At 68.3% G+C, this 17,556-nt stretch carries 16 protein-coding genes; 2 read left to right on the top strand and 14 right to left on the bottom strand.

Annotation, left to right across the window (positions count from 1 at the left end; genetic code table 11):
• Positions 1 to 21: 21 nt before the first annotated feature.
• Complete coding sequence (locus tag AP428_RS32315) at positions 22 to 1,077, bottom strand: porin (RefSeq protein WP_011549877.1); 1,056 nt, start codon at positions 1,075 to 1,077, stop codon at positions 22 to 24.
• Here AP428_RS32315 and AP428_RS32310 point away from each other — a divergent pair.
• Complete coding sequence (locus tag AP428_RS32310; RefSeq protein WP_231691729.1) at positions 1,050 to 2,117, top strand: IclR family transcriptional regulator; 1,068 nt, start codon at positions 1,050 to 1,052, stop codon at positions 2,115 to 2,117. The genes AP428_RS32315 and AP428_RS32310 overlap by 28 nt on opposite strands.
• A 54-nt stretch (positions 2,118 to 2,171) precedes the next feature.
• Here AP428_RS32310 and AP428_RS32305 read toward each other — a convergent pair whose 3' ends face one another.
• The 9 genes from AP428_RS32305 to AP428_RS32265 all read right to left on the bottom strand — a co-directional run bounded on the left by AP428_RS32305 (position 2,172) and on the right by AP428_RS32265 (position 11,266).
• Positions 2,172 to 3,629 carry an NAD-dependent succinate-semialdehyde dehydrogenase gene (locus AP428_RS32305; RefSeq protein ID WP_011549879.1) on the bottom strand — a complete coding sequence of 486 codons (1,458 nt, stop codon included), beginning with the start codon at positions 3,627 to 3,629 and terminating at the stop codon, positions 2,172 to 2,174.
• Between the two features lie 85 nt (positions 3,630 to 3,714).
• The gene (locus AP428_RS32300) at positions 3,715 to 4,047 is read right to left on the bottom strand and encodes an NIPSNAP family protein (protein ID WP_011549880.1); all 333 of its coding nucleotides are present in this window, start codon (positions 4,045 to 4,047) and stop codon (positions 3,715 to 3,717) included.
• On the bottom strand, positions 4,037 to 5,665 hold the full coding sequence (locus AP428_RS32295; protein ID WP_011549881.1) for a bifunctional 3-(3-hydroxy-phenyl)propionate/3-hydroxycinnamic acid hydroxylase: 1,629 nt from the start codon (positions 5,663 to 5,665) through the stop codon (positions 4,037 to 4,039). The genes AP428_RS32300 and AP428_RS32295 overlap by 11 nt, the downstream gene beginning before the upstream one ends.
• Positions 5,662 to 6,561 (bottom strand): alpha/beta fold hydrolase, encoded by a 900-nt coding sequence (locus tag AP428_RS32290; protein ID WP_011549882.1) that lies wholly within the window; start codon positions 6,559 to 6,561, stop codon positions 5,662 to 5,664. The genes AP428_RS32295 and AP428_RS32290 overlap by 4 nt, the downstream gene beginning before the upstream one ends.
• A 27-nt stretch (positions 6,562 to 6,588) precedes the next feature.
• Positions 6,589 to 7,194 (bottom strand): amino acid synthesis family protein, encoded by a 606-nt coding sequence (locus AP428_RS32285; protein WP_054928669.1) that lies wholly within the window; start codon positions 7,192 to 7,194, stop codon positions 6,589 to 6,591.
• A gap of 48 nt (positions 7,195 to 7,242) precedes the next feature.
• Complete coding sequence (locus tag AP428_RS32280) at positions 7,243 to 7,758, bottom strand: VOC family protein (RefSeq protein WP_011549884.1); 516 nt, start codon at positions 7,756 to 7,758, stop codon at positions 7,243 to 7,245.
• A 12-nt stretch (positions 7,759 to 7,770) separates the two neighbouring features.
• The gene (locus tag AP428_RS32275) at positions 7,771 to 8,808 is read right to left on the bottom strand and encodes a sialidase family protein (protein WP_054928657.1); all 1,038 of its coding nucleotides are present in this window, start codon (positions 8,806 to 8,808) and stop codon (positions 7,771 to 7,773) included.
• A 15-nt stretch (positions 8,809 to 8,823) separates the two neighbouring features.
• Positions 8,824 to 9,636, bottom strand: a complete 813-nt coding sequence (locus tag AP428_RS32270) for an SDR family NAD(P)-dependent oxidoreductase (protein ID WP_011549886.1) — start codon at positions 9,634 to 9,636, stop codon at positions 8,824 to 8,826.
• Positions 9,637 to 9,685: 49 nt separating this feature from the next.
• Entirely contained in the window at positions 9,686 to 11,266 is a 1,581-nt protein-coding gene (locus AP428_RS32265; RefSeq protein ID WP_054928656.1) for an acetolactate synthase large subunit, read from the bottom strand.
• A 390-nt stretch (positions 11,267 to 11,656) separates the two neighbouring features.
• Between AP428_RS32265 and AP428_RS32260 the strand changes: the two genes are divergently transcribed.
• Positions 11,657 to 13,762 carry a TonB-dependent siderophore receptor gene (locus AP428_RS32260; protein ID WP_011549887.1) on the top strand — a complete coding sequence of 702 codons (2,106 nt, stop codon included), beginning with the start codon at positions 11,657 to 11,659 and terminating at the stop codon, positions 13,760 to 13,762.
• A gap of 35 nt (positions 13,763 to 13,797) precedes the next feature.
• Here AP428_RS32260 and AP428_RS32255 read toward each other — a convergent pair whose 3' ends face one another.
• From AP428_RS32255 to AP428_RS32240, 4 genes are read right to left on the bottom strand one after another with little or no spacing between them, the layout of a single operon-like run.
• Positions 13,798 to 15,051 (bottom strand): arsenic transporter, encoded by a 1,254-nt coding sequence (locus AP428_RS32255; protein ID WP_011549888.1) that lies wholly within the window; start codon positions 15,049 to 15,051, stop codon positions 13,798 to 13,800.
• Positions 15,052 to 15,088: 37 nt separating this feature from the next.
• On the bottom strand, positions 15,089 to 16,354 hold the full coding sequence (locus AP428_RS32250; RefSeq protein WP_011549889.1) for an MFS transporter: 1,266 nt from the start codon (positions 16,352 to 16,354) through the stop codon (positions 15,089 to 15,091).
• Positions 16,355 to 16,375: 21 nt separating this feature from the next.
• Positions 16,376 to 16,924, bottom strand: a complete 549-nt coding sequence (locus AP428_RS32245) for a hypothetical protein (RefSeq protein ID WP_011549890.1) — start codon at positions 16,922 to 16,924, stop codon at positions 16,376 to 16,378.
• Between the two features lie 42 nt (positions 16,925 to 16,966).
• Positions 16,967 to 17,539 (bottom strand): hypothetical protein, encoded by a 573-nt coding sequence (locus tag AP428_RS32240; RefSeq protein WP_231691728.1) that lies wholly within the window; start codon positions 17,537 to 17,539, stop codon positions 16,967 to 16,969.
• Positions 17,540 to 17,556: the final 17 nt, after the last annotated feature.

Here is a 17,556-nt window from a genome sequence, read left to right as displayed (position 1 = left end):
AGCCCGTGTGTTCCCGCGTCGTCAGAACTGATGCCGCAGCCCGAGCCGAACGGCGGTCTGCGTCGAGCCGGACGCCGCCCCGCCGAGCGCCGCTTCGACCTGCGCGCCATACGCGCTGTCGTGCCCGCGTGCGAATACCGCGTAAAGGCCGGTACGTTTCGACAGCGAATAGTCGGCGCTCAACGTGACCTGGTTGGCCGAGCCGATATCGCCGCCGCGCTGCTGGTACTGGAAACCGCCGCCCAGCTGCAACGACGGCGTGACGGCATAGGTCAACCCGGCGTCATAGGTGGTGGCCCGCAACGGCGCGGCGGCGCTGATCCGGACGTCCGACACCATCCCGAAGACACGAAACGGCCCGACGTTGTAGCCGGCACCGCCCGAAAAGTTGCGCAGATTGCCGCCGGCGGTCACGTCATGCTGGCCGAAATACGCGAGCGCGGCGCTGAACGCGCCTTGCGTGTAGGACAGCATCGCGCTTTGCACGCTGCTGCGTGCGACCGTGCCGGGCACGTTGCCGAATCCCCACATGCCGCCGAACGCGACCCCGCCGAATGTCGGGCTCACGTACTTCACCGCATTGTTCACCTGGACGCCCCACACGCGGTTGTCGAGCGCACCGCCCGCCGACGCGTTCGTCGGCAATCCCCACGCGAGCAGGCCAGCCGGCGTGTTTGCGCCAATCGCGAAGGCCGGCAGCAGATCGCCGACGAAATCGAACTGGCGCCCGAGCGTCACGGTCCCCCAGTCACCGCCGAGCCCGACGTACGCTTGTGAACTGAACGCGGAGCCCGGTACGGTCAGCGCGCCGTCCGACGTCTGGAACTGGCTCTCCAGCCGGAACACCGCGAAGTTGGCGCCGCCGAGATCCTCCCTACCCGTCAGGCCCCACACGTCGTTGCGCGACACGCCGGCCTGCAACGCGAGCTGACGCCCGCCTCGCGGGGCGGACGCCACGTCGCTCGTATAGGTCACGCCCGTGTCCAGCGACCCATAGAGCGTCATGCTCGATTGCGCGAACGCCGGTGCGACGGCACTGCAGCCGCACCATGCCGCCATCCGGAACCACCCTTTCATCTGCTTCTCCTCATCGAATTTTCCCGGCCGATGCGCCCGTGAACCGACCGGCGCGGCAGCAACATCGATCCAGCTTGATTTCATCTCTTAAAATAGGAATCCGTATGATTTACAGTGAAGTGATCCAACCCGACACGGCCGGCCCGCTTCCCGCCCATTCGCCAATGCGGTTCCGGTTGCCGCCCGCACGACTTACGTTAGACTACGGCCTGTCGCCCGCGGCGCCGCATGCCGTGCCGCAGCCCGACGGGCCGAGCCGCGTTCGTCCTTCCCGTTCCATAGCCGTAAGCCGCCTGATCCCGGATCACGTCATGTCGAGCCTCACCAAAATGCTGTCCATCCTCGACGTTTTCTCTTCGTCCGCGACGTCGATGACCGCCGAGGAAATCGCCGAACACATGGGCTTTTCGCGCACCACGTGCTATCGCTACGTGAAGGAACTGGCTTCCGTCGGCCTGCTCGTCGGCACCAACGGCCGCTATACGCTGGGCCCGCGCATCATCCATCTCGACTACAACATGCGGCAGTCGGACCCGACGCTCACCGCCGCGAAGCCCGTGATCCAGAAGCTGGTTCAGGTCACCGGCGGCGATGCGCTCGTCTCGACGCTGTTCGACGAGCAGATCATCAACGTGATGCACGAAACCGGCGCCGAGAACCTGCAACTGGGTTTCGGCCGCGGCCGCATCATGCCGCTGTTCCAGGGCGCTTCGTCGAAAGTGATCGTGGCCGCGATGTCGCGCGCGCGGCTGAAGCGCCTGCATGAGCGGCACAACGCCGAGCTGGGCGAATTCGCCGCCGACTGGACGCAGTTCTGGCGCGCCTGCCAGCAGATCGTCGACGCGGGCTACTGGATCTCGCGCGGCGAGCTCGACGCCGGGTTCGTCGGCATCGCCGCACCGATTCGCACCGCCAGCAGCGGCGAGGTCAACAGCAGCCTGTCGCTGATCTTTCGCGCCGAGCACTTCGCACTGTTCGACGAACACGTACTCGGCAAGCTCCTGATCGACGCCACCGCCCAGATCGGCAACGCCACCTGAGCATTCGCGCGGCGTCGCGAACGAGGCCGCGCCCGATCGTCTACCGGCGCCCGATCAATTCATCTGCGTGATGAATTTGGTGACCAGATAGCCGTCGAACGTCTCCGTGCCGCCCTCGCTGCCGAAACCGCTGTCCTTCACGCCGCCGAACGGGATCTCCGCCGGCCCCATGCCGAAGTGATTGATGTTGACCATGCCGGCCTCGAGCGCACGGCCGATCCGGTGCGCATGGCGCGACGACGTCGTGAACGCGTACGACGCGAGGCCGAACGGCAAGCGGTTGGCTTCGTCGAGCGCATCGTCGAGCGCATCGAACGGCACGATCCCGACGATCGGGCCGAACGGCTCCTCGTTCATCAGCCGCGTGTCGCGCGCCGGGCCCAGCACGACCGTCGGCGCGAAGTAGTGCCCCGGCCCCGCGCCCGCCAAGCGCGCCCCGCCCGCGGCAATCTCTGCCCCTTTTGCCTTCGCGTCGGCGACGAACGCGTCGATCGCGGATACGCGTCGCGCATGCGCGAGCGGGCCCATCGTGGTCGTCGCCTCCAGCCCGTAGCCGACGCGAATCTTGCCGACCGCGTCGAGATACGCGGCGACGAACCGGTCGAACACCGGGCGTTGCACGAAGAAACGCGTCGGCGATACGCAAACCTGCCCGGCGTTGCGAAACTTGTACGCGGCCAGCATCGTCGCCGCGCGTTCGATTTCCGCGTCCGCGCAGACCAGCACCGGCGCATGCCCGCCGAGCTCCATGGTCATGCGCTTCATGTGCGACGCGGCAAGCGCCGCCAGTTGCTTGCCGACCGGCACCGAACCCGTGAACGAGATCTTGCGCACCAGCGGCGACTCGATCAGTTGCCTGGACACGTCGGCCGGCACGCCCCAGACGATGTTCAGGCAGCCCGCGGGCAAGCCGGCATCGTGAAAGATGCGCGCGAGCGCGACGATCGCGCTCGGCGATTCCTCCGGCCCTTTCAGCACCAGCGTGCACCCCGATGCAAGCGCGGCCGCGATCTTGTGCATCGCCTGGCTGAACGGAAAATTCCACGGCGAGAACGCCGCGCACACGCCGATCGGCTCCCGCAGCACCGTCTGGGCAACATCCGGGGAGCGCGACGGCACGACGCGGCCGTACGTGCGACGCCCTTCCTCCGCGTGCCATTCGAGCTGTTCGGCGGACGACACGACCTCGGCGATCGCCTCGCGAAGCGGCTTGCCCTGGTCCATCGTGATGTGGCGGCCGATCGCCTCGGCCCGCTCGCGCACCAGCGCGGCCGCGCGGCGCAGGATGTCCGAGCGCGCGAGCGGCGACTCGCGGCGCCACGTCGCGAACGCGCGATGCGCGGCGCGCACCGCTGCATCGATATCGTCCGACGTCGCATGCGGCAGGTCGCCGAGCACGCCGCCGGTGCCCGGATCGAGCACGGGCTGCGTGCGCCGGCCGTCGGCCTGAAGGAACCGGCCGTCGATATACAGATGGAGCGACGCGTAATCGCGTTGCGCGTCGGGTGTCATGCGGGAAGTCAGGGGCGTAAACGGGATCAAGACGGATACCTCGGTAGAGACGGCGCGATGCGTGATGGACAGGGCGACGGTCGCATCACGCGGCCGATGGCGGTGCATGCAACAGGCCGCCGATTTCCTGTCGGAGGATCTGGTTGTCCTGCCGGACGAGCAGATGCCGGACCTTGCCGCGAAACGTCCTGAATTCGGGATCGGCCATCAGCACCGCGCGACGCCGGGCGCGATCGTCCAGCGACTCGAACGCCCACAGATAGACGAGCTGGTTCAGCGGCCCGATCTCCGTCGCAAAACAGCCGACCATCGTGCCGAGTGCGTGCTCCTGCGGCGCGCGACCGCATTCCGCATACAGCCGCAGATACTCGGCGACGCCGCCCGGCACCAGCGTGTAGGTGCGTTGCTCAACAAACATCCGCGGTCTCCCGTTGTCGCGCTGCAAACGCCTGGAACGCCGCGGTCACGCCGGCCATGCCGGCGGCGTCCGTCTGCGCCGCCACATAGCGGTCCGGACGGACGACGACGAGCGGCGCCGCGTGCCGGTCGAACCATTCGGCCATCGCGTTGTCGACGTCCTCGACGCACACGCTGTCGTGCGCGCTCGCGATGCGCTGCTCACGGCACGTTCCGCTGCGCGACCGTACGATCTGCACGAATTTCGCGCCCAGCGCGGTCCAGAACGCGCGATCGTCGTCGCTCAGGCATGCCTGTGGATCGCATCGCCAGCCGATGATCGCAAACCACGGGCCGAGCACGTCGTCGAGCTTGCGACGTGCACCGTCGGCCGTCTCGACGTCGGGTTGGACGATCATGCGCCCGACGGCGTCCGACGTGCCCGTGACCACGACCCCGTGCGTATAGCTGGGCATCGGCTTGAAGCGCATCTGCAGCACGTAGTCCTTCAGACCCGGCGCATACCGCGCGAGCCCGAGGAACCGGTCGCGCAGGAACGCGACCAGACGGCTGGTCGGCATCAGCATCGCGCCGAACGTGTCCGCGAGATCGATCATCGCTTTCGCATGGTCGCGCCGCTCCGATTCGTACGTCGAGATCACGCGCCGGTGCAACGTGCCGTTCACGACCCCCGCCAGCTTCCAGGCCAGATTGCCCACGTCGCGCAGCCCCGCGTTCAGCCCCTGGCCGATCCACGGCGGGCTCAGGTGCGCGGCATCGCCGATGAGCGCCACCCGGCCGGCGACGAAACGTTCGGCCACACGAGAGTGATGCGTGTAGGTCCGCGCACGCACGATCTCGATGCGATCGACGTCGTCGACGTACGGCGCGATCAGCGCGCGGATCGACTCCGGTTGCGCGATCGCCTCCTCGTCCTCGTGCGGAAACACGAGAAATTCCCAGCGTCGATAGTTGAACGGCAGATAAATGCAGACGTTCGGGCGGCGCGGATCGCAGTTCAGCGCGGTACACGGCTGGTCGAGCCGCGCGTTCTTCACGTCGACCACGACCCACTTCATTGGATGCGTCGTACCGGCCAGCCTGATGCCGAGCATCTCGCGGACGGGGCTGCGCCCGCCGTCGGCCGCCACCACGTAGTCGGCATCGAGTTCGTATTGCTGCCCGTCGGCGGCGCGTACCTGAAGCGTCACGCATTCGTCGTCCTGTTCCAGACCGACGACCTCTTCCCCCGTACGCAGCGACACGTGCGGATAGCGTGCCAGTGCATCGCGCAGCGTGCGTTCGGCCAGGTGCTGCATGAAGATGTTGCGGCGCCACCAGCCGAACTCGCGTATCGACGGACGGATGTCGGCGAAACATTCGCCGTTCGCCTTGAACATGCGCAGCGGCACGTTCTGGATGATGTCGCGGCTCAGTTCGTCGGCCAGGCCGGCCGTCTGAAACAGCCGCAGCGCCTCGTCGTCGATGCCGACCGCGCGCGGGAATTCGACGATCTGCGGCGCCCGTTCGACGACGATCGTATCGACGCCATACAGGCCGAGCAGGTTCGCCATGGCCGCGCCGTTCGGCCCCGCGCCGACGATGGCGACCGAGGTCCGGTTCCGGTTGTTCGCTTTCATTCGCCCGCGCCTCCCACGCGCCATGCAGGATCATCGAGACGATCGAGCCAGGTGCGCAGCGCGCGATTGAACGCATCGGGCTGATCGTCGTGCACGTAATGCGTCGCGCCGGGAATGTCGATCCGCTCGATTTCCGCATGGGCGGCCGCCATTTCGGCCGCCACGTCCGCGGACAGGAAATCCGAGTCGCCGCCGCGCAACAACAGCGTGGGCACGTGCAGGTTGAGGATCAGCGGCCACAGATGGACGAGCTGCTCCGGCGTCGCGGCCAGCCGTGCCACCGCGATCCCTTGCGCATCGTGACGCCAGACGATCCGGCCTTGCTCGCCCTCTTTCAGCGAATGTGCGAGGCGCGAATCGAGCGCGGATTCCGTGATGTTCGGCCGCTGGCGTCGCCAGAATGCGCGCGCGTCGTCCCACGACGCGAACGCGTCCGGGGTTTCCTGCAACTCGCGCTTGATGCGCTCGGAACCCGGCGAGCCGGCCGACGCACCGGGGCCCATGTCCTCGATCACGAGGCCGGCGAGCCTTTCGGCGTGCCGTTCCGCTTGCGACGCTGCGTAGACGAACGCATTGGCGCCGCCCATCGAGTGCCCGACCAGCACGAATCGTCGCAGGCCCAGTGCGCGCACCAATGCGTCGAGATCGCGCACGTAGGCTGCCGCGTAGTAGTCCCGCCGCGGATCCCAGTCGCTCAGCCCGCGCCCGCGCTGATCGAGCGCGACGACCCGGTAGCGGTCGACCAGCGCATCGGCGACGGGCGCCCAGGTATGCGCGTAACTGCGCAAGCCGTGCAGCATCACCACGGTCGGCGCATCGTCGCGCCCCCAGCTCACGTAGTGCAGCCGCAGTCCATCGCTGTCGACCCATCCATCCTTGACGGATGCCGTGTTCATGATGTGCTCCCCGATCGGCATGCGCGCTCAGACCAGACCGTCGCGACCGACGATCTCGCTCGCCTTCAGGCCGCCGAGCCGTGCGTGCAGCCGGCCGCGCGTCGCGAACGCGAAGATCACCAGCACTTCGTCGTCGTTGGGTGCATCGGGAAACAGGCACGTCACCGTGTCGTAGTGCGAGCGCACGTAGAGTGCATCCTTGTGCGCGAGCGGCACGTCGATCACGGTATTGATCGGGCCGCGCTTGCCGCTCGACGGCACCCACGATTTGCCGCCGCCCAGCGCCGCGCGGATCGGCTCCGCGAAGATCGACGTGAGGAACGCGTTGCCGTGTTCGTATTCGCCGGCCGAGCCGACCAGGCACGCCTTGCCGTAGCTCTCGATCCCGCGGCCGTCCGCGAGCGACTCGATGCGTCGCGCAAACTCCTTGCCGAGCGCGGGCGACGGGCGCATGAGATCGTCGAGGTTTTCGCTGAATCGCCCCGCGTACGGGTTGTGAACGGCCGCGGCGATCACGATCTTGCGCAGCGGCTCGCCATCCGCGAGCTGGCCGGTTTCGTTCGCGAGCGAATCCTCGATCTGCGTGTACCACTTGCGGATGTGAAAGCCTTCGAAATTGGCGGTCTTGCTCATTTGCATTCCTATATAAGACGTCGATGATGCGGATTGAAAGGCGGCGTTTCAGTCGAACAGCGGTTCGAGCTGGACGGGATCGCTCGGCGCGTTGTATCGATGCAGCACGCGCTTGCCCTCTTCGTCGTCCGTGACCATTTCGCAGAAGAATTCGAGCCGGTTGCCGTCAGGGTCCGTGAAATACACACCGATCCCGACCTTGTGATCGGTGATCTTGACGATCGGCACGTCGCGGCGAATCAGCATCCCGTACAGGCGGCGCAATTCGGTCAGCCCGCCGGCGATTTCGAGGCCGTAGTGCTGCAGGCCGATCGTGCCGAGCTCCGCATCGGATGCCGCGCGAATCAGCGCGATGTCGTGGTGCTTCTGGCCGAACGACATGAACACCCACTGCGCGTCGCGCGCGGTTTCCGTCATGCCGAGCACGTCGGCGTACCAGATGCTCGAGCGGACGGGGTCGCGCACGAACAGCGACAGGTGGGTGCGCTGCACGCGCGGCGTCGGCAGCGGCAGGCCGCTCGCGTTCGCACGCTCGGCGCGTTGGCGGATATCGGACAGTGTCATCGTTCGCTCCGCTCAATGGGTCGACTGCGCGTGGGCGGCCAGCGGCGCCTCGAACGGCGTCCACGCGACCGCCGTGATCTCGCTGAACTCGCGCCATTCCTTGGTCCAGTTACGGCCGCCGTCGCGCGAGCGGAACAGGTGCCCGTACTTGGTGCCCGCATAAACGAGCGCCGGCCGGGCCGCATGCGCGCCGAACGCCCAGAACGTGGAGTTCGGCGGCGTGTGCAGATCCGTCTCGTGCCACGCATGGCCGCGGTCGGTCGAGCGATAGATGCGGCTGCGGGTGCCCGGCGTACCGTCGCCGATCGCCATCAGCAGGTCGCCTTCCGGTTCCGGCAGTTGCACGACGGTGCGCGTGTAGTACAGCCCGTCGAAGCGGTCACGCGACAGCGTGCCGTCCCACGTCAAGCCGTCGTCCTCGCTCACGTACACCGCGTTGACCGTCAGCAGCACCGTGGTCTTCGGGCGGCCTTGCATGGCGGGCAGGATGGCGATCGCGTGAATGTCGCTGTTGCGGATCGCGGTGCCGGGGCCGTCCACGCGCGTCCAGCTCGCACCGGCATCGCGGCTGCGCCACGCGCCGCCCTCCTCCACGCCGTACCAGACGTTGCGGCTGTCGTCCAGATCCACGCAGATCGTCAGCAGCCGCGGACGATTGACGCCCGAGCAAAACTCCGGAAACGCGGGTGCCGTTCTCTCCCAGGTCACGCCCGCGTCGCTCGACTTGTAAAGCGCGGCGCGCGACGGCGCGCCGGTGCCCGCGTAGAGCACCGCCGGGTTCGCCGGATCGATCGCGATCGACCAGACCGTCTGCCCGTTCAGCAGGTTGTCAGGCCGGAACCAGTGCGCGCCGCCATCCTCGCTGATGCACAGGCCCGAATCGGCGCCGGCATAGATCCGCGACGGCGTCGCGGGGCACACCGCGAGCGCGCGCACGATGCCGTCGAACTCGATCGGTTCGGCGAGCCCGAGGCGATGCCAGGTCTTGCCGTCGTCGTTCGAGCGCAGGATGCCTTGCCCGGCGGTGGCGACCAGTACGGTTGCGGTCATGAAATGCTCCTTGTGTCAGAGAAAAATGCCGCGCGTGAGCCCGCCGTCGCAGCCGATCGACTCGCCGGTGATCGAGCCGGACTTCGGCGACGCGAGAAACGCGACGATCCACCCCATTTCTTCCGGCTGCAGCACGCGACGGATCGGCGTGACCTTCACGTAGTTGGCCGCGACCTCCGCGGCCGTGAGCCCTTGCTTCTGCGCTTCCTTCTCGTAGAGCTCGTGGATGTGCGGCGTCTCGACGACGCCCGGGTGAATCGTGTTGACCGTGATGCCGAACGGACCGAGCTGGTCGGACAGCGTCTTGGTCAGGTGCACGATCGCCACGTTGCGCATGCCGGACAGCTGCTTGCTGCCGCGGCCGGTCAGGCCGCCGATATTGACGATCCGGCCGAAGCCGTTGCGCCGCATATACGGCGCGGCCGCCTTCGCACAACGCAGGTAGCCGACCACCTTGATGTCGATGTCCTGCAGCAGCCCCTGCGGATCGGCGTGCTCCAGCTCCGCGCGCACGAGCCCACCCGGATGCGCGGCGCCGTTCAGCAGGACGTCGAGCCGGCCGAAACGCTCGACGCTCGCGGCCATCGCCGCTTCGATCGACGCCATGTCGGTCGTGTCCACCGTGACGGGCAGGATCTCGCCGGCCGCGTCGCCGAGCGGCGCAAGCGCCGTGCGAATCTCGGCGGCGGCCGCTTCGAGGTGTTCGATGCGGCGCGCGGCGATCGCGACGTTGACGCCTTCGCGCGCCAGTTCGAGCGCGACCGCCTTGCCGATGCCCATGCTGCCGCCGGTGATGAACGCGGCTTTTCCGTGCAGTTGCAGATCCATGTCGATGAAAGGTGAGAGTCGGGATTGAGGAAAGGAGCGGGTTGCGCGATCAGGACAACTGCATTTCGACGAGCGTCGGCCCGTCGGTGCGCGCAAGCGCATCGTCGAGCGCTTGCACCAGCGCACGGGTGTCGCTCGCGCGTTGAGCCGGCACGCCGTAGCCGCGTGACAGCGCGAGCCAGTCGATCGGCGGGTCGTCCAGTTGGGTCAGGCGGCTGGCATGCGGCGTATCCGCCGGCAGGCCGCTGCGCGCGAGTTCGGTCTGCAGGATGCCGTAGCGCCGGTTCGAGGCGATCAGCATCACGATCGGCAAACGCTCGCGCGCCATCGTCCACAGCGACTGGATCGTGTACTGCGCACTGCCGTCGGACTGCAGCGCGAACACGCGGCGGTCCGGGCACGCGACGGCGGCGCCCAGTGCCACCGGCAGGCCCTGGCCGATCGCCCCGCCCGTGTTCGTGAGAATCGTGTGGCGACGCGCGCGCGCCGATGCGGTCACGAACGGATAGCCGCACGTGCCGCCCTCGATCGACACGATCGCGTCGTCGGGCAACGCATTCGCGAGCACGCGGCCGACGGCCTGCGGCGTGAGCGGGCCATCCTCCACGCGCCAGCGCTCGACGCGTACACCCGCGTCGTTCGTCGACGCGCCGATGCGATCGGCCAGCGCCTCCAGCGCGTCGTCCGCCGCGTCGCCCGGCGCGGCCAGCGTGACGATGTCCTCCGGTCGCGCGAGTTCGCCGGGAATGCCCTCGTAGCCGAAGTAGGTGACGGGCGCAAGCGCGCCGGCCAGCACCACGCGCCGGCCGGCCAGCGCGGCCAGCGCCGGCTCGGGGAAATAAGGCAGGCGGTCGATGTCCGGCAGGCCGCCGCCGCGCTCCTCGCGCGCGGGAAACGTCTCGCTGAAGCAGGTCGCGCCGGTCGCGGCCGCGATGCGCGCCGCCGCACGCTGCCCGCGGGCCGACAGCGCGCGCGCGCCCATCAGCAGGACGGCGCGATGGCCACTGAGCAGCAGATCGGCAACCCGTTCGACGCGAGCGGCATCGAACGACACCGCGGCCGGGCGCACGACGGCGGGCGACGCCGCGCCGCGCACCCTGGCCGACTGGAGATCGACGGGCAGCACGAGGGTCGCGACGCCGCGCTGCGCGCCCATCGAGGCCGAAATCGCATCGGCCGTATCGGTCGCGAGATCCGTGTCGCGCGCCACGCTGCGATACCACACCGACACCGGACGGGCGAGCGACTCGATGTCGGACGTCAGCGGCGCGTCGTACTTCAGATGCTCCCGCGTGTGATCGCCGACGATGTTCAGGATCGGCGTGCGGGCGCGGCGCGCATTGTGCAGGTTGGCAATGCCGTTCGCGTGGCCGGGCCCGAGGTGCAGCAGCGTCATCGCGGGCTTGCCGGCCATGCGGCCATAGCCGTCCGCGGCGCCCGTGCACACCCCCTCGAACAGCCCGAGGATCGAGCGCATGCCCGCCACGGTATCGAGCGCACCGACGAACGGCATCTCGGTCGTGCCGGGATTGGCGAAACAGACGTCGACGCCGGCGTCGCGCGCCGTGGTGAGGACGACGCTCGCCCCGCTGCTTGTTTCGATATCGCTGTCCGACTGTGGGATGTTCATGCGGCTGCTCGACGGGTTTGGCTGAAGTGGTTTTAATGTAATCCCGAATTACGGTATTTGTCAAACGACCCACTCCGTTTTTCCGATCCACGACGGATCACGTCTACCCGACATTTCTCGCAATTTCACCGTACGAACGAGATGGAGGCACTATCCGATCCCCTCCACGAAACGATTAATTTCCCACAATTCGGTATTTTGCAAAACCCGCACACCAGATCGACCGCCTCCGTGCCGTGCACCCTTCCCCTCCCCATCAATTCTCAAAATTACGATTGCAAATGCCTCTCATTTGCATTAAATTGCCGCGCAAATGTACTGTTTGGAACACAGATGTCGACGCGAGGCCGCCCGCCGTGCCCGAACGCACCGACACAGCACGGGAGGAGTATGAGCAGGAGGAACTGGGCGGCCGCACCGATGGCCATCGTCGTCGGCACGACCGGCATGGGCGCAGCCGACGCGCAGGAAACGGCGCTGCCCACCATCGAGGTCTCCGCGCAACGCGCGACGGCGCCGTTTCGCACGCGCGAATCGACGAGTGCGACGCGCAGCGAGGCGGACGTGATGGAGATTCCGTTCGCGGTCAGCAGCGTCGACACGAAGCTGATCCAGACCGTGGCCGCCACGCGCGGCGACGATCTTTACGACTGGGTCGCGGGCGTCTCGCGCCAGAACAACTTCGGCGGCCTGTGGGACAACTACGCGGTGCGCGGCTTCGCCGGCGACGGCAACACGTCCGGCACCGACTACCTGGTCAACGGCTTTTCGTGGAATCGCGGCATGAGCGTGCCGCGCGACACCGTCAACCTCGAGCGCATGGAAGTGCTCAAGGGGCCGGCGTCCGCGCTGTATGGCCGCGGCGATCCGGGCGGGATCATCAGCTATACGACGAAGCAGCCTCAGTTCGCCCGCGCGAACACCATCGGCGTGTCGGCCGGCAGCTACGGCGCGTTGCGCCAGACACTCGATTCGACCGGCCCCGTCACGAAATCGCTCGCGTACCGCTTCGTCGCGATGAACGAGAACAACGGCAGCTTTCGCGACACTGTGTCGAGCAAACGCTACCTGTTCTCGCCGTCGTTCACGTGGGACATCGGCGCGGACACGACGCTCCACTACGAATTCGAGAGCGCGCGTCAGCGCGCGCCGCTCGATCGCGGCGTGCTGGCGGTCAACGGGCAGTTGGGCGTGATCCCCGCGTCGCGCTTTCTCGGCGAGCCGCGCGACGGCGACTACGACGTGCGCAACACGGGTCACCAGTTCACGCTCGAGCATCGCATCGATTCAAGCTGGTCGATCAATGCCGGCGTCGCGCAACGCAACACCGACCTGACGGGGCGCTCGTCCGAGGCCTTCGCGTTGCAGCCGGACGGCCGCACGCTGTGGCGCCGCTACCGGCAGGTCGCGTTTCACTCGAACGACCTGCAAGGCCGTCTCGAAACCACCGGCGCGTTCCGCACGGGCAGCATCGGCCACACGCTCGTGATGGGCGTCGATGCGTATCGCTTCAACTACGACCAGTTCGTCACGCGCTCCACGCCGAGCGCTTCGGTGCCGTATGCGATCGACATCTTCGATCCGGTCTACGGCCAGCCCGCGCCGACGCCGCGCACCGCGACCAACCTGCTCGAACGCGACGACGGACAAGGCGTCTACGCGCAGGACACGCTCGCGTTCGGGCCGCACTGGAAAATCCTGGCCGGGCTGCGCTGGGATCGCTTCCACCAGTCGATCGACAACCGCCTGAAGGGCATGACGACGAGCCAGCTGCAGACCGCGGTGAGTCCGCGTATCGGCGTCGTGTATGAAATGAGCCCCGCGTGGTCGTTCTATGCGAACACCGCGTATTCGTTCCGGCCGAACAACGGTGCCGACATCAACGGCCGCGCGTTCGATCCCGAAAAGGGCCACGGCTACGAAGCCGGCGCGAAATGGGCCGGCGCGCGCTCGCTCACGACCGTCTCGGCGTTCTACGTCACCAAACGCAACGTGCTCACCGCCGATCCAGCGAATGCCGGCTTCTCGCGCGCGGCCGGCGAAGTGCGCAGCCGCGGCATCGAATTCGAATGGAGCGGCGACCTCGGTCACGGCCTGCGCGGCATCGCGAACCTCGCGTACGTCGACGCCGAGGTCACGCGCGATTCGGTGCTGGCGCCCGGCTCGCGCCTCGTCGACGTACCGCGGCTGAGCGGCAGCGCGCTGCTGATGTACGAGACGACCCTGCCGTTCGCGGACAAGGCCGGCGCGGGTGCCGGCGTGATCTACGTCGGGCGCCGCGCCGGCAACACGGCCAACACGCAGGACGGCTTCGAGCTGCCGGCCTACGCGACCGTGCAGCTCAACGGCTACCTTCAGGTCAACAAGCACCTGCGTGCGTCGGTCGTGCTGAACAACCTGTTCAACCGCACCACCTACGTCAGCTCGTACAACAGCCTGTGGGTCACGCCGGGCGCGCCGCGCAGCCTGTTAGCATCGCTCGCCTACTCGTTCTAGCGCGGCCGGGCGGCTGACGCGACCGCCATCGCGCGTCAGCCGCCTACCACGAAGCGCGCCCCCAGCGCGAGCAGCAACGCCGGCAGCATCACGCACGCCCCGACCGCGAGGAATGCGCGGAAACCGACCTGCAGCCCTTCGCGCCGGATCGCCGCGAGCCACAGAATCGTCGCGAGCGAACCGGTGATCGACAGGTTCGGGCCGAGATCGACGCCGATCAGAATCGCGTCGACCACCGTTTGCGGGCTGTGCGCGGCCTGGATCGTCGAACTCGCGATCAGCCCGGCAGGCAGGTTGTTGACCGCGTTCGACACCAGCGCGACCGCGACGCCGGCCACGGCCGCGGCGACGTGCTCGCCGCTTTGCATCAGCGTATGCAGCAGCCCCGCTAGTACGCGCACCGCGCCGGTCCGGTCGAGCGTCTCGACGACGACGAACAAGCCCGCGACGAGCGGCAGCACGCTCCATGAAATCGCGCGAACGATCGGCACGCAGGCCGCGCGATCCCGCATCACCACGCACGCGACCGTGACGACACCCGCCAGCGCGGTCGGCAACCCGAGCGGGCGGTCGAACACCGACACCGCCATCAGTGCGACGGCCGTTGCGGCGATGCCCGCGAGCGCGATGCGTCCACCGCTCGTCAGCGGCTGCACCGGCAGCCCCGACTCGCAACGGCCGGCAAGCGCACGTCGCTGCACGATCCTCAGCATGACGAACGTGCACGCGATCGACGCGACGGACGGCGCCGCGAAGTGCGCGAGCCAGACGCCGAGCGCCGGCATGTGCGCGCCGTACAGCACCAGGTTCGCCGGATTCGAAATCGGCAGCACGAAGCTCGCGGCATTGGCGACGAGCGCGCAGCTGTACAGCAGCGGCATCGGGTCGGCCTTCGCGCGACGCGCGGCGGCCAGGATCGCGGGTGTCAGCACGACGGCGGTCGCGTCGTTCGACAGGAACACCGTGGTGACGACACCGACGCCGTAGATCAGCGCGAACAGCCGCCGCGGCGAGCCCTGCGCGAGATTGACGACGTGCGTCGCGACCCAGTCGAACAGCCCCTCGCGACGGGCCGCCTCGGACAGCAGCATCATGCCCGTCAGAAAGAGGTACACGTCGCCGCCTTTCGCGACGGCGTCCAGCGCCTGCGCGACGGGCAACAGGTTCAACACGACCAGCAGCAGCGCGCCGCTCACGGCCCAGATGGCCTCGGGCCAGCCGAACGGGCGCGTGATGACGCCCGCGGTGGCGAGCGCGGAAATCAGCCAGGCAAGCGAAACAGGATTCATGGGCAAGTGGATGGAGGCATGGGAATCGATATCGCTTTCACAATGATGTCGCCGACAGATCGGCCGGCTTGCCGCATACGCTGCTCAGCGAGCGCGCGTGACCGAGCCACAGCGCGAGCGAGCCCGTCGACACGGCGCCCAGTACGACGAACGCGGCCGGATAACCGAAGTGCTGCGCGAGCACGCCGCCCAGCACGGGGCTGAGCGCCGCGCCGATGCCCTGCGCGGTCGCGACGGCGCCCTGCCCGGCATTCACGCGGCCAGAGCCATGCAGCAGCCGAACCACGAGCGCGGGCACGACCACGCTTTGCAGGCCGGCGCCGATGCCGTCGAGCACCTGCACCGGCCACACGCCCGCTTCGCTCATCCACGCCGCGGCGACCACCCCGCGCACCGGCAGCACGAGGTACGAGAACAGCAGCACGCGCCAGTAACCGTGCGAGCGAATCAGACGGGGCGCGAGCCACGCCGCCGCGACCATCACGAACTGCGCGATGACGATGGTCTGTGCGGTGAACGCGCTCGGGTTGCTGCGATGCGTGACGACGACACCCATCCCGTAGAGCGGCAGCATCGCTGCATTGCCGAGGTGAAACAGCGCGAGCGACGCGCCGAGCAGCACCAGCGGCCGGTTTTCGGCGAGCGTGCGCAGACCGCTGACGCGCGACGTCGGCGCCGCGCCGACCGCATCGGGATGCGCGGCATCCGTGCCCGGTGTGACGCCGGCAGGATCGAGACCACGGGCGGACGCATGATCGATCGCCTGCCCGGGAATCGCCAGCGTGCTCACGATGGCGAGGACCGTAAACACGCCGACGAGCGCGAACACGGCGTCGAATCCGGCATGCCAGCCGAGCCACCCCGCGAGCGCCGCGCCGGCGACGTTGCCGGCATGGTTCGCCATCTGGTTGCGCCCGAACTGCCGGTCGAACCCCTGCCGCCGCACGATGCCGAGCGTCACGCCCGCGACGGCCGGCGCGAGCGCCGCGCCGCTGACCGCCGCCAGGATTTGCGACGCCGCCACCGCCGGATAGCCGTGGACGAACATCAGCGCGAGCGAGGCCAGTGCCGTCGCGGCGGCCGCGACGACGATCAGCGCCCGCTTCGCGCGCACCGCGTCGACGAGCGCGCCGGCCAGCGGCGTCGCGGCCATCGCGGCGAGCCCGGCCAGCGTCATGACCGAACCGATCGCATCGGCGCCCCAGCCGCGCGACAGCAGGATGACGCCGATGAACGGGCCGATGCCGGCCTGCACGTCGGCCAGGAAGAAGTTGAGCGCTTCGAGCGCGCGTGCCGGCCTCATGGTCGCCTCACCGTCGCACGATCATTCGGCATCCGCATCGACGAGCTCGGCGATCTCGCTCACGTCGAGCGTCGTGCCGTGCGGCGTGACGACGCCATGCCCCCACGCCTGCACATGAACACCGGGACGCAGATAATCGTGCAGCGCTTCAGCTGCATGCGGCGGCACCCGCAGCGCGACGCCGCTCGTCAGCAACGCGCCGTTCAATTCGCCTTTCGGCCCATGCAGCCCGAACGCGACTTCGCCGTTCGATTCCATCGGCTGTCGAGCGGCGTGCGTCGGCTTCGGCGGCGCAGCGTGCGCGGGCCCATCGTCGTTGATGTCGACGCCGTCGCGCCCGGTCAGTTGCACGGCCGCGACCATCGCGGCACGACGCGGCTTGACGCCCCGCACGCGGATGCGGTCGCCGACCGCGACACGGCGCACCAGTTCGCGGCCCAGGTGCGGCGGCACGTGAACCTGCAGGTCGCCGTTCAGGATCAGGCCGTCGATTTCTCCGTGCGGATTGAGCAGGAACTGCGTGACGCGGCCGCGCGTTTCGGGCAGGCAGGCGGGATCGATCCAGTGCATGGCAGGACTCCTTTCGATGGATTGAGGAACGACGTCGCGCGATCAGTGCGCGACATCGTCATAGAGATTCACGACATGGCCCGGCGCGCCGAACGCCGTCGCCTGCAGCGCTTCACCGTAGGCGTTGCGCGTGCCGTAGCCGACCGCGGCCACGCGCTCGCCGGGCGCGAGCAGCGCGCCGAATTGCTGGGCGGCCGGCACGGTCAGCTTGACGATCGCTCCGCTGTCGAGCATCACGCCGTCCGGCTCGCCGCGCGGCGCGCGCGTCACGCGGCGCACGACGCCGGACACGCTCAGGCGGGCAAGGTTGACCCCGCGCAGCGTGGGCGGCACGGGCGCGACGGGCGCGGGCGGCTGATCGGACAGCGACGCGCCGGTGCCGTCGTTGCGGACCACGCGTGCGCGGATTTCATCGTCGACGCGTCGTTCGCCGGCTACCGTCACGCGGTCGCCCGTTTTCACGAGCGCCGTCAGTTGCGAACCGAGATGCGGCGGCAGGAGGACGAGCGTGCCGTCGGTCAGCACGAAGCCGTCGACCGCCCCTTCCGGATTGATCGTCAGGCGCGACAGCGTGCCGGACACCAGCGCGTCGGAGGCGGTGTCGTTTCCGGGCATGGCAGGCACAAGCGCAC

It is taken from the genome of Burkholderia sp. E168m22 (genome assembly GCF_001319805.1).
Classification (GTDB): Bacteria; Pseudomonadota; Gammaproteobacteria; order Burkholderiales; family Burkholderiaceae; genus Burkholderia; species Burkholderia orbicola.
The sequence above is the reverse complement of the archived record's forward strand: the minus strand, read 5'-3'. Positions and strand labels throughout refer to the sequence as shown.

Bases quoted from the DNA above. Each gene is read 5' to 3' on its own strand.
- AP428_RS32310 (WP_231691729.1), top strand. From the start codon at position 1,050: ATGCCGCCATCCGGAACCACCCTTTCATCTGCTTCTCCTCATCGAATT.
- AP428_RS32315 (WP_011549877.1), bottom strand. From the start codon at position 1,077: ATGAAAGGGTGGTTCCGGATGGCGGCATGGTGCGGCTGCAGTGCCGTC.
- AP428_RS32305 (WP_011549879.1), bottom strand. From the start codon at position 3,629: ATGACACCCGACGCGCAACGCGATTACGCGTCGCTCCATCTGTATATC.
- AP428_RS32300 (WP_011549880.1), bottom strand. From the start codon at position 4,047: ATGTTTGTTGAGCAACGCACCTACACGCTGGTGCCGGGCGGCGTCGCC.
- AP428_RS32295 (WP_011549881.1), bottom strand. From the start codon at position 5,665: ATGAAAGCGAACAACCGGAACCGGACCTCGGTCGCCATCGTCGGCGCG.
- AP428_RS32290 (WP_011549882.1), bottom strand. From the start codon at position 6,561: ATGAACACGGCATCCGTCAAGGATGGATGGGTCGACAGCGATGGACTG.
- AP428_RS32285 (WP_054928669.1), bottom strand. From the start codon at position 7,194: ATGAGCAAGACCGCCAATTTCGAAGGCTTTCACATCCGCAAGTGGTAC.
- AP428_RS32280 (WP_011549884.1), bottom strand. From the start codon at position 7,758: ATGACACTGTCCGATATCCGCCAACGCGCCGAGCGTGCGAACGCGAGC.
- AP428_RS32275 (WP_054928657.1), bottom strand. From the start codon at position 8,808: ATGACCGCAACCGTACTGGTCGCCACCGCCGGGCAAGGCATCCTGCGC.
- AP428_RS32270 (WP_011549886.1), bottom strand. From the start codon at position 9,636: ATGGATCTGCAACTGCACGGAAAAGCCGCGTTCATCACCGGCGGCAGC.
- AP428_RS32265 (WP_054928656.1), bottom strand. From the start codon at position 11,266: ATGAACATCCCACAGTCGGACAGCGATATCGAAACAAGCAGCGGGGCG.
- AP428_RS32260 (WP_011549887.1), top strand. From the start codon at position 11,657: ATGAGCAGGAGGAACTGGGCGGCCGCACCGATGGCCATCGTCGTCGGC.
- AP428_RS32255 (WP_011549888.1), bottom strand. From the start codon at position 15,051: ATGAATCCTGTTTCGCTTGCCTGGCTGATTTCCGCGCTCGCCACCGCG.
- AP428_RS32250 (WP_011549889.1), bottom strand. From the start codon at position 16,354: ATGAGGCCGGCACGCGCGCTCGAAGCGCTCAACTTCTTCCTGGCCGAC.
- AP428_RS32245 (WP_011549890.1), bottom strand. From the start codon at position 16,924: ATGCACTGGATCGATCCCGCCTGCCTGCCCGAAACGCGCGGCCGCGTC.
- AP428_RS32240 (WP_231691728.1), bottom strand. From the start codon at position 17,539: ATGCCCGGAAACGACACCGCCTCCGACGCGCTGGTGTCCGGCACGCTG.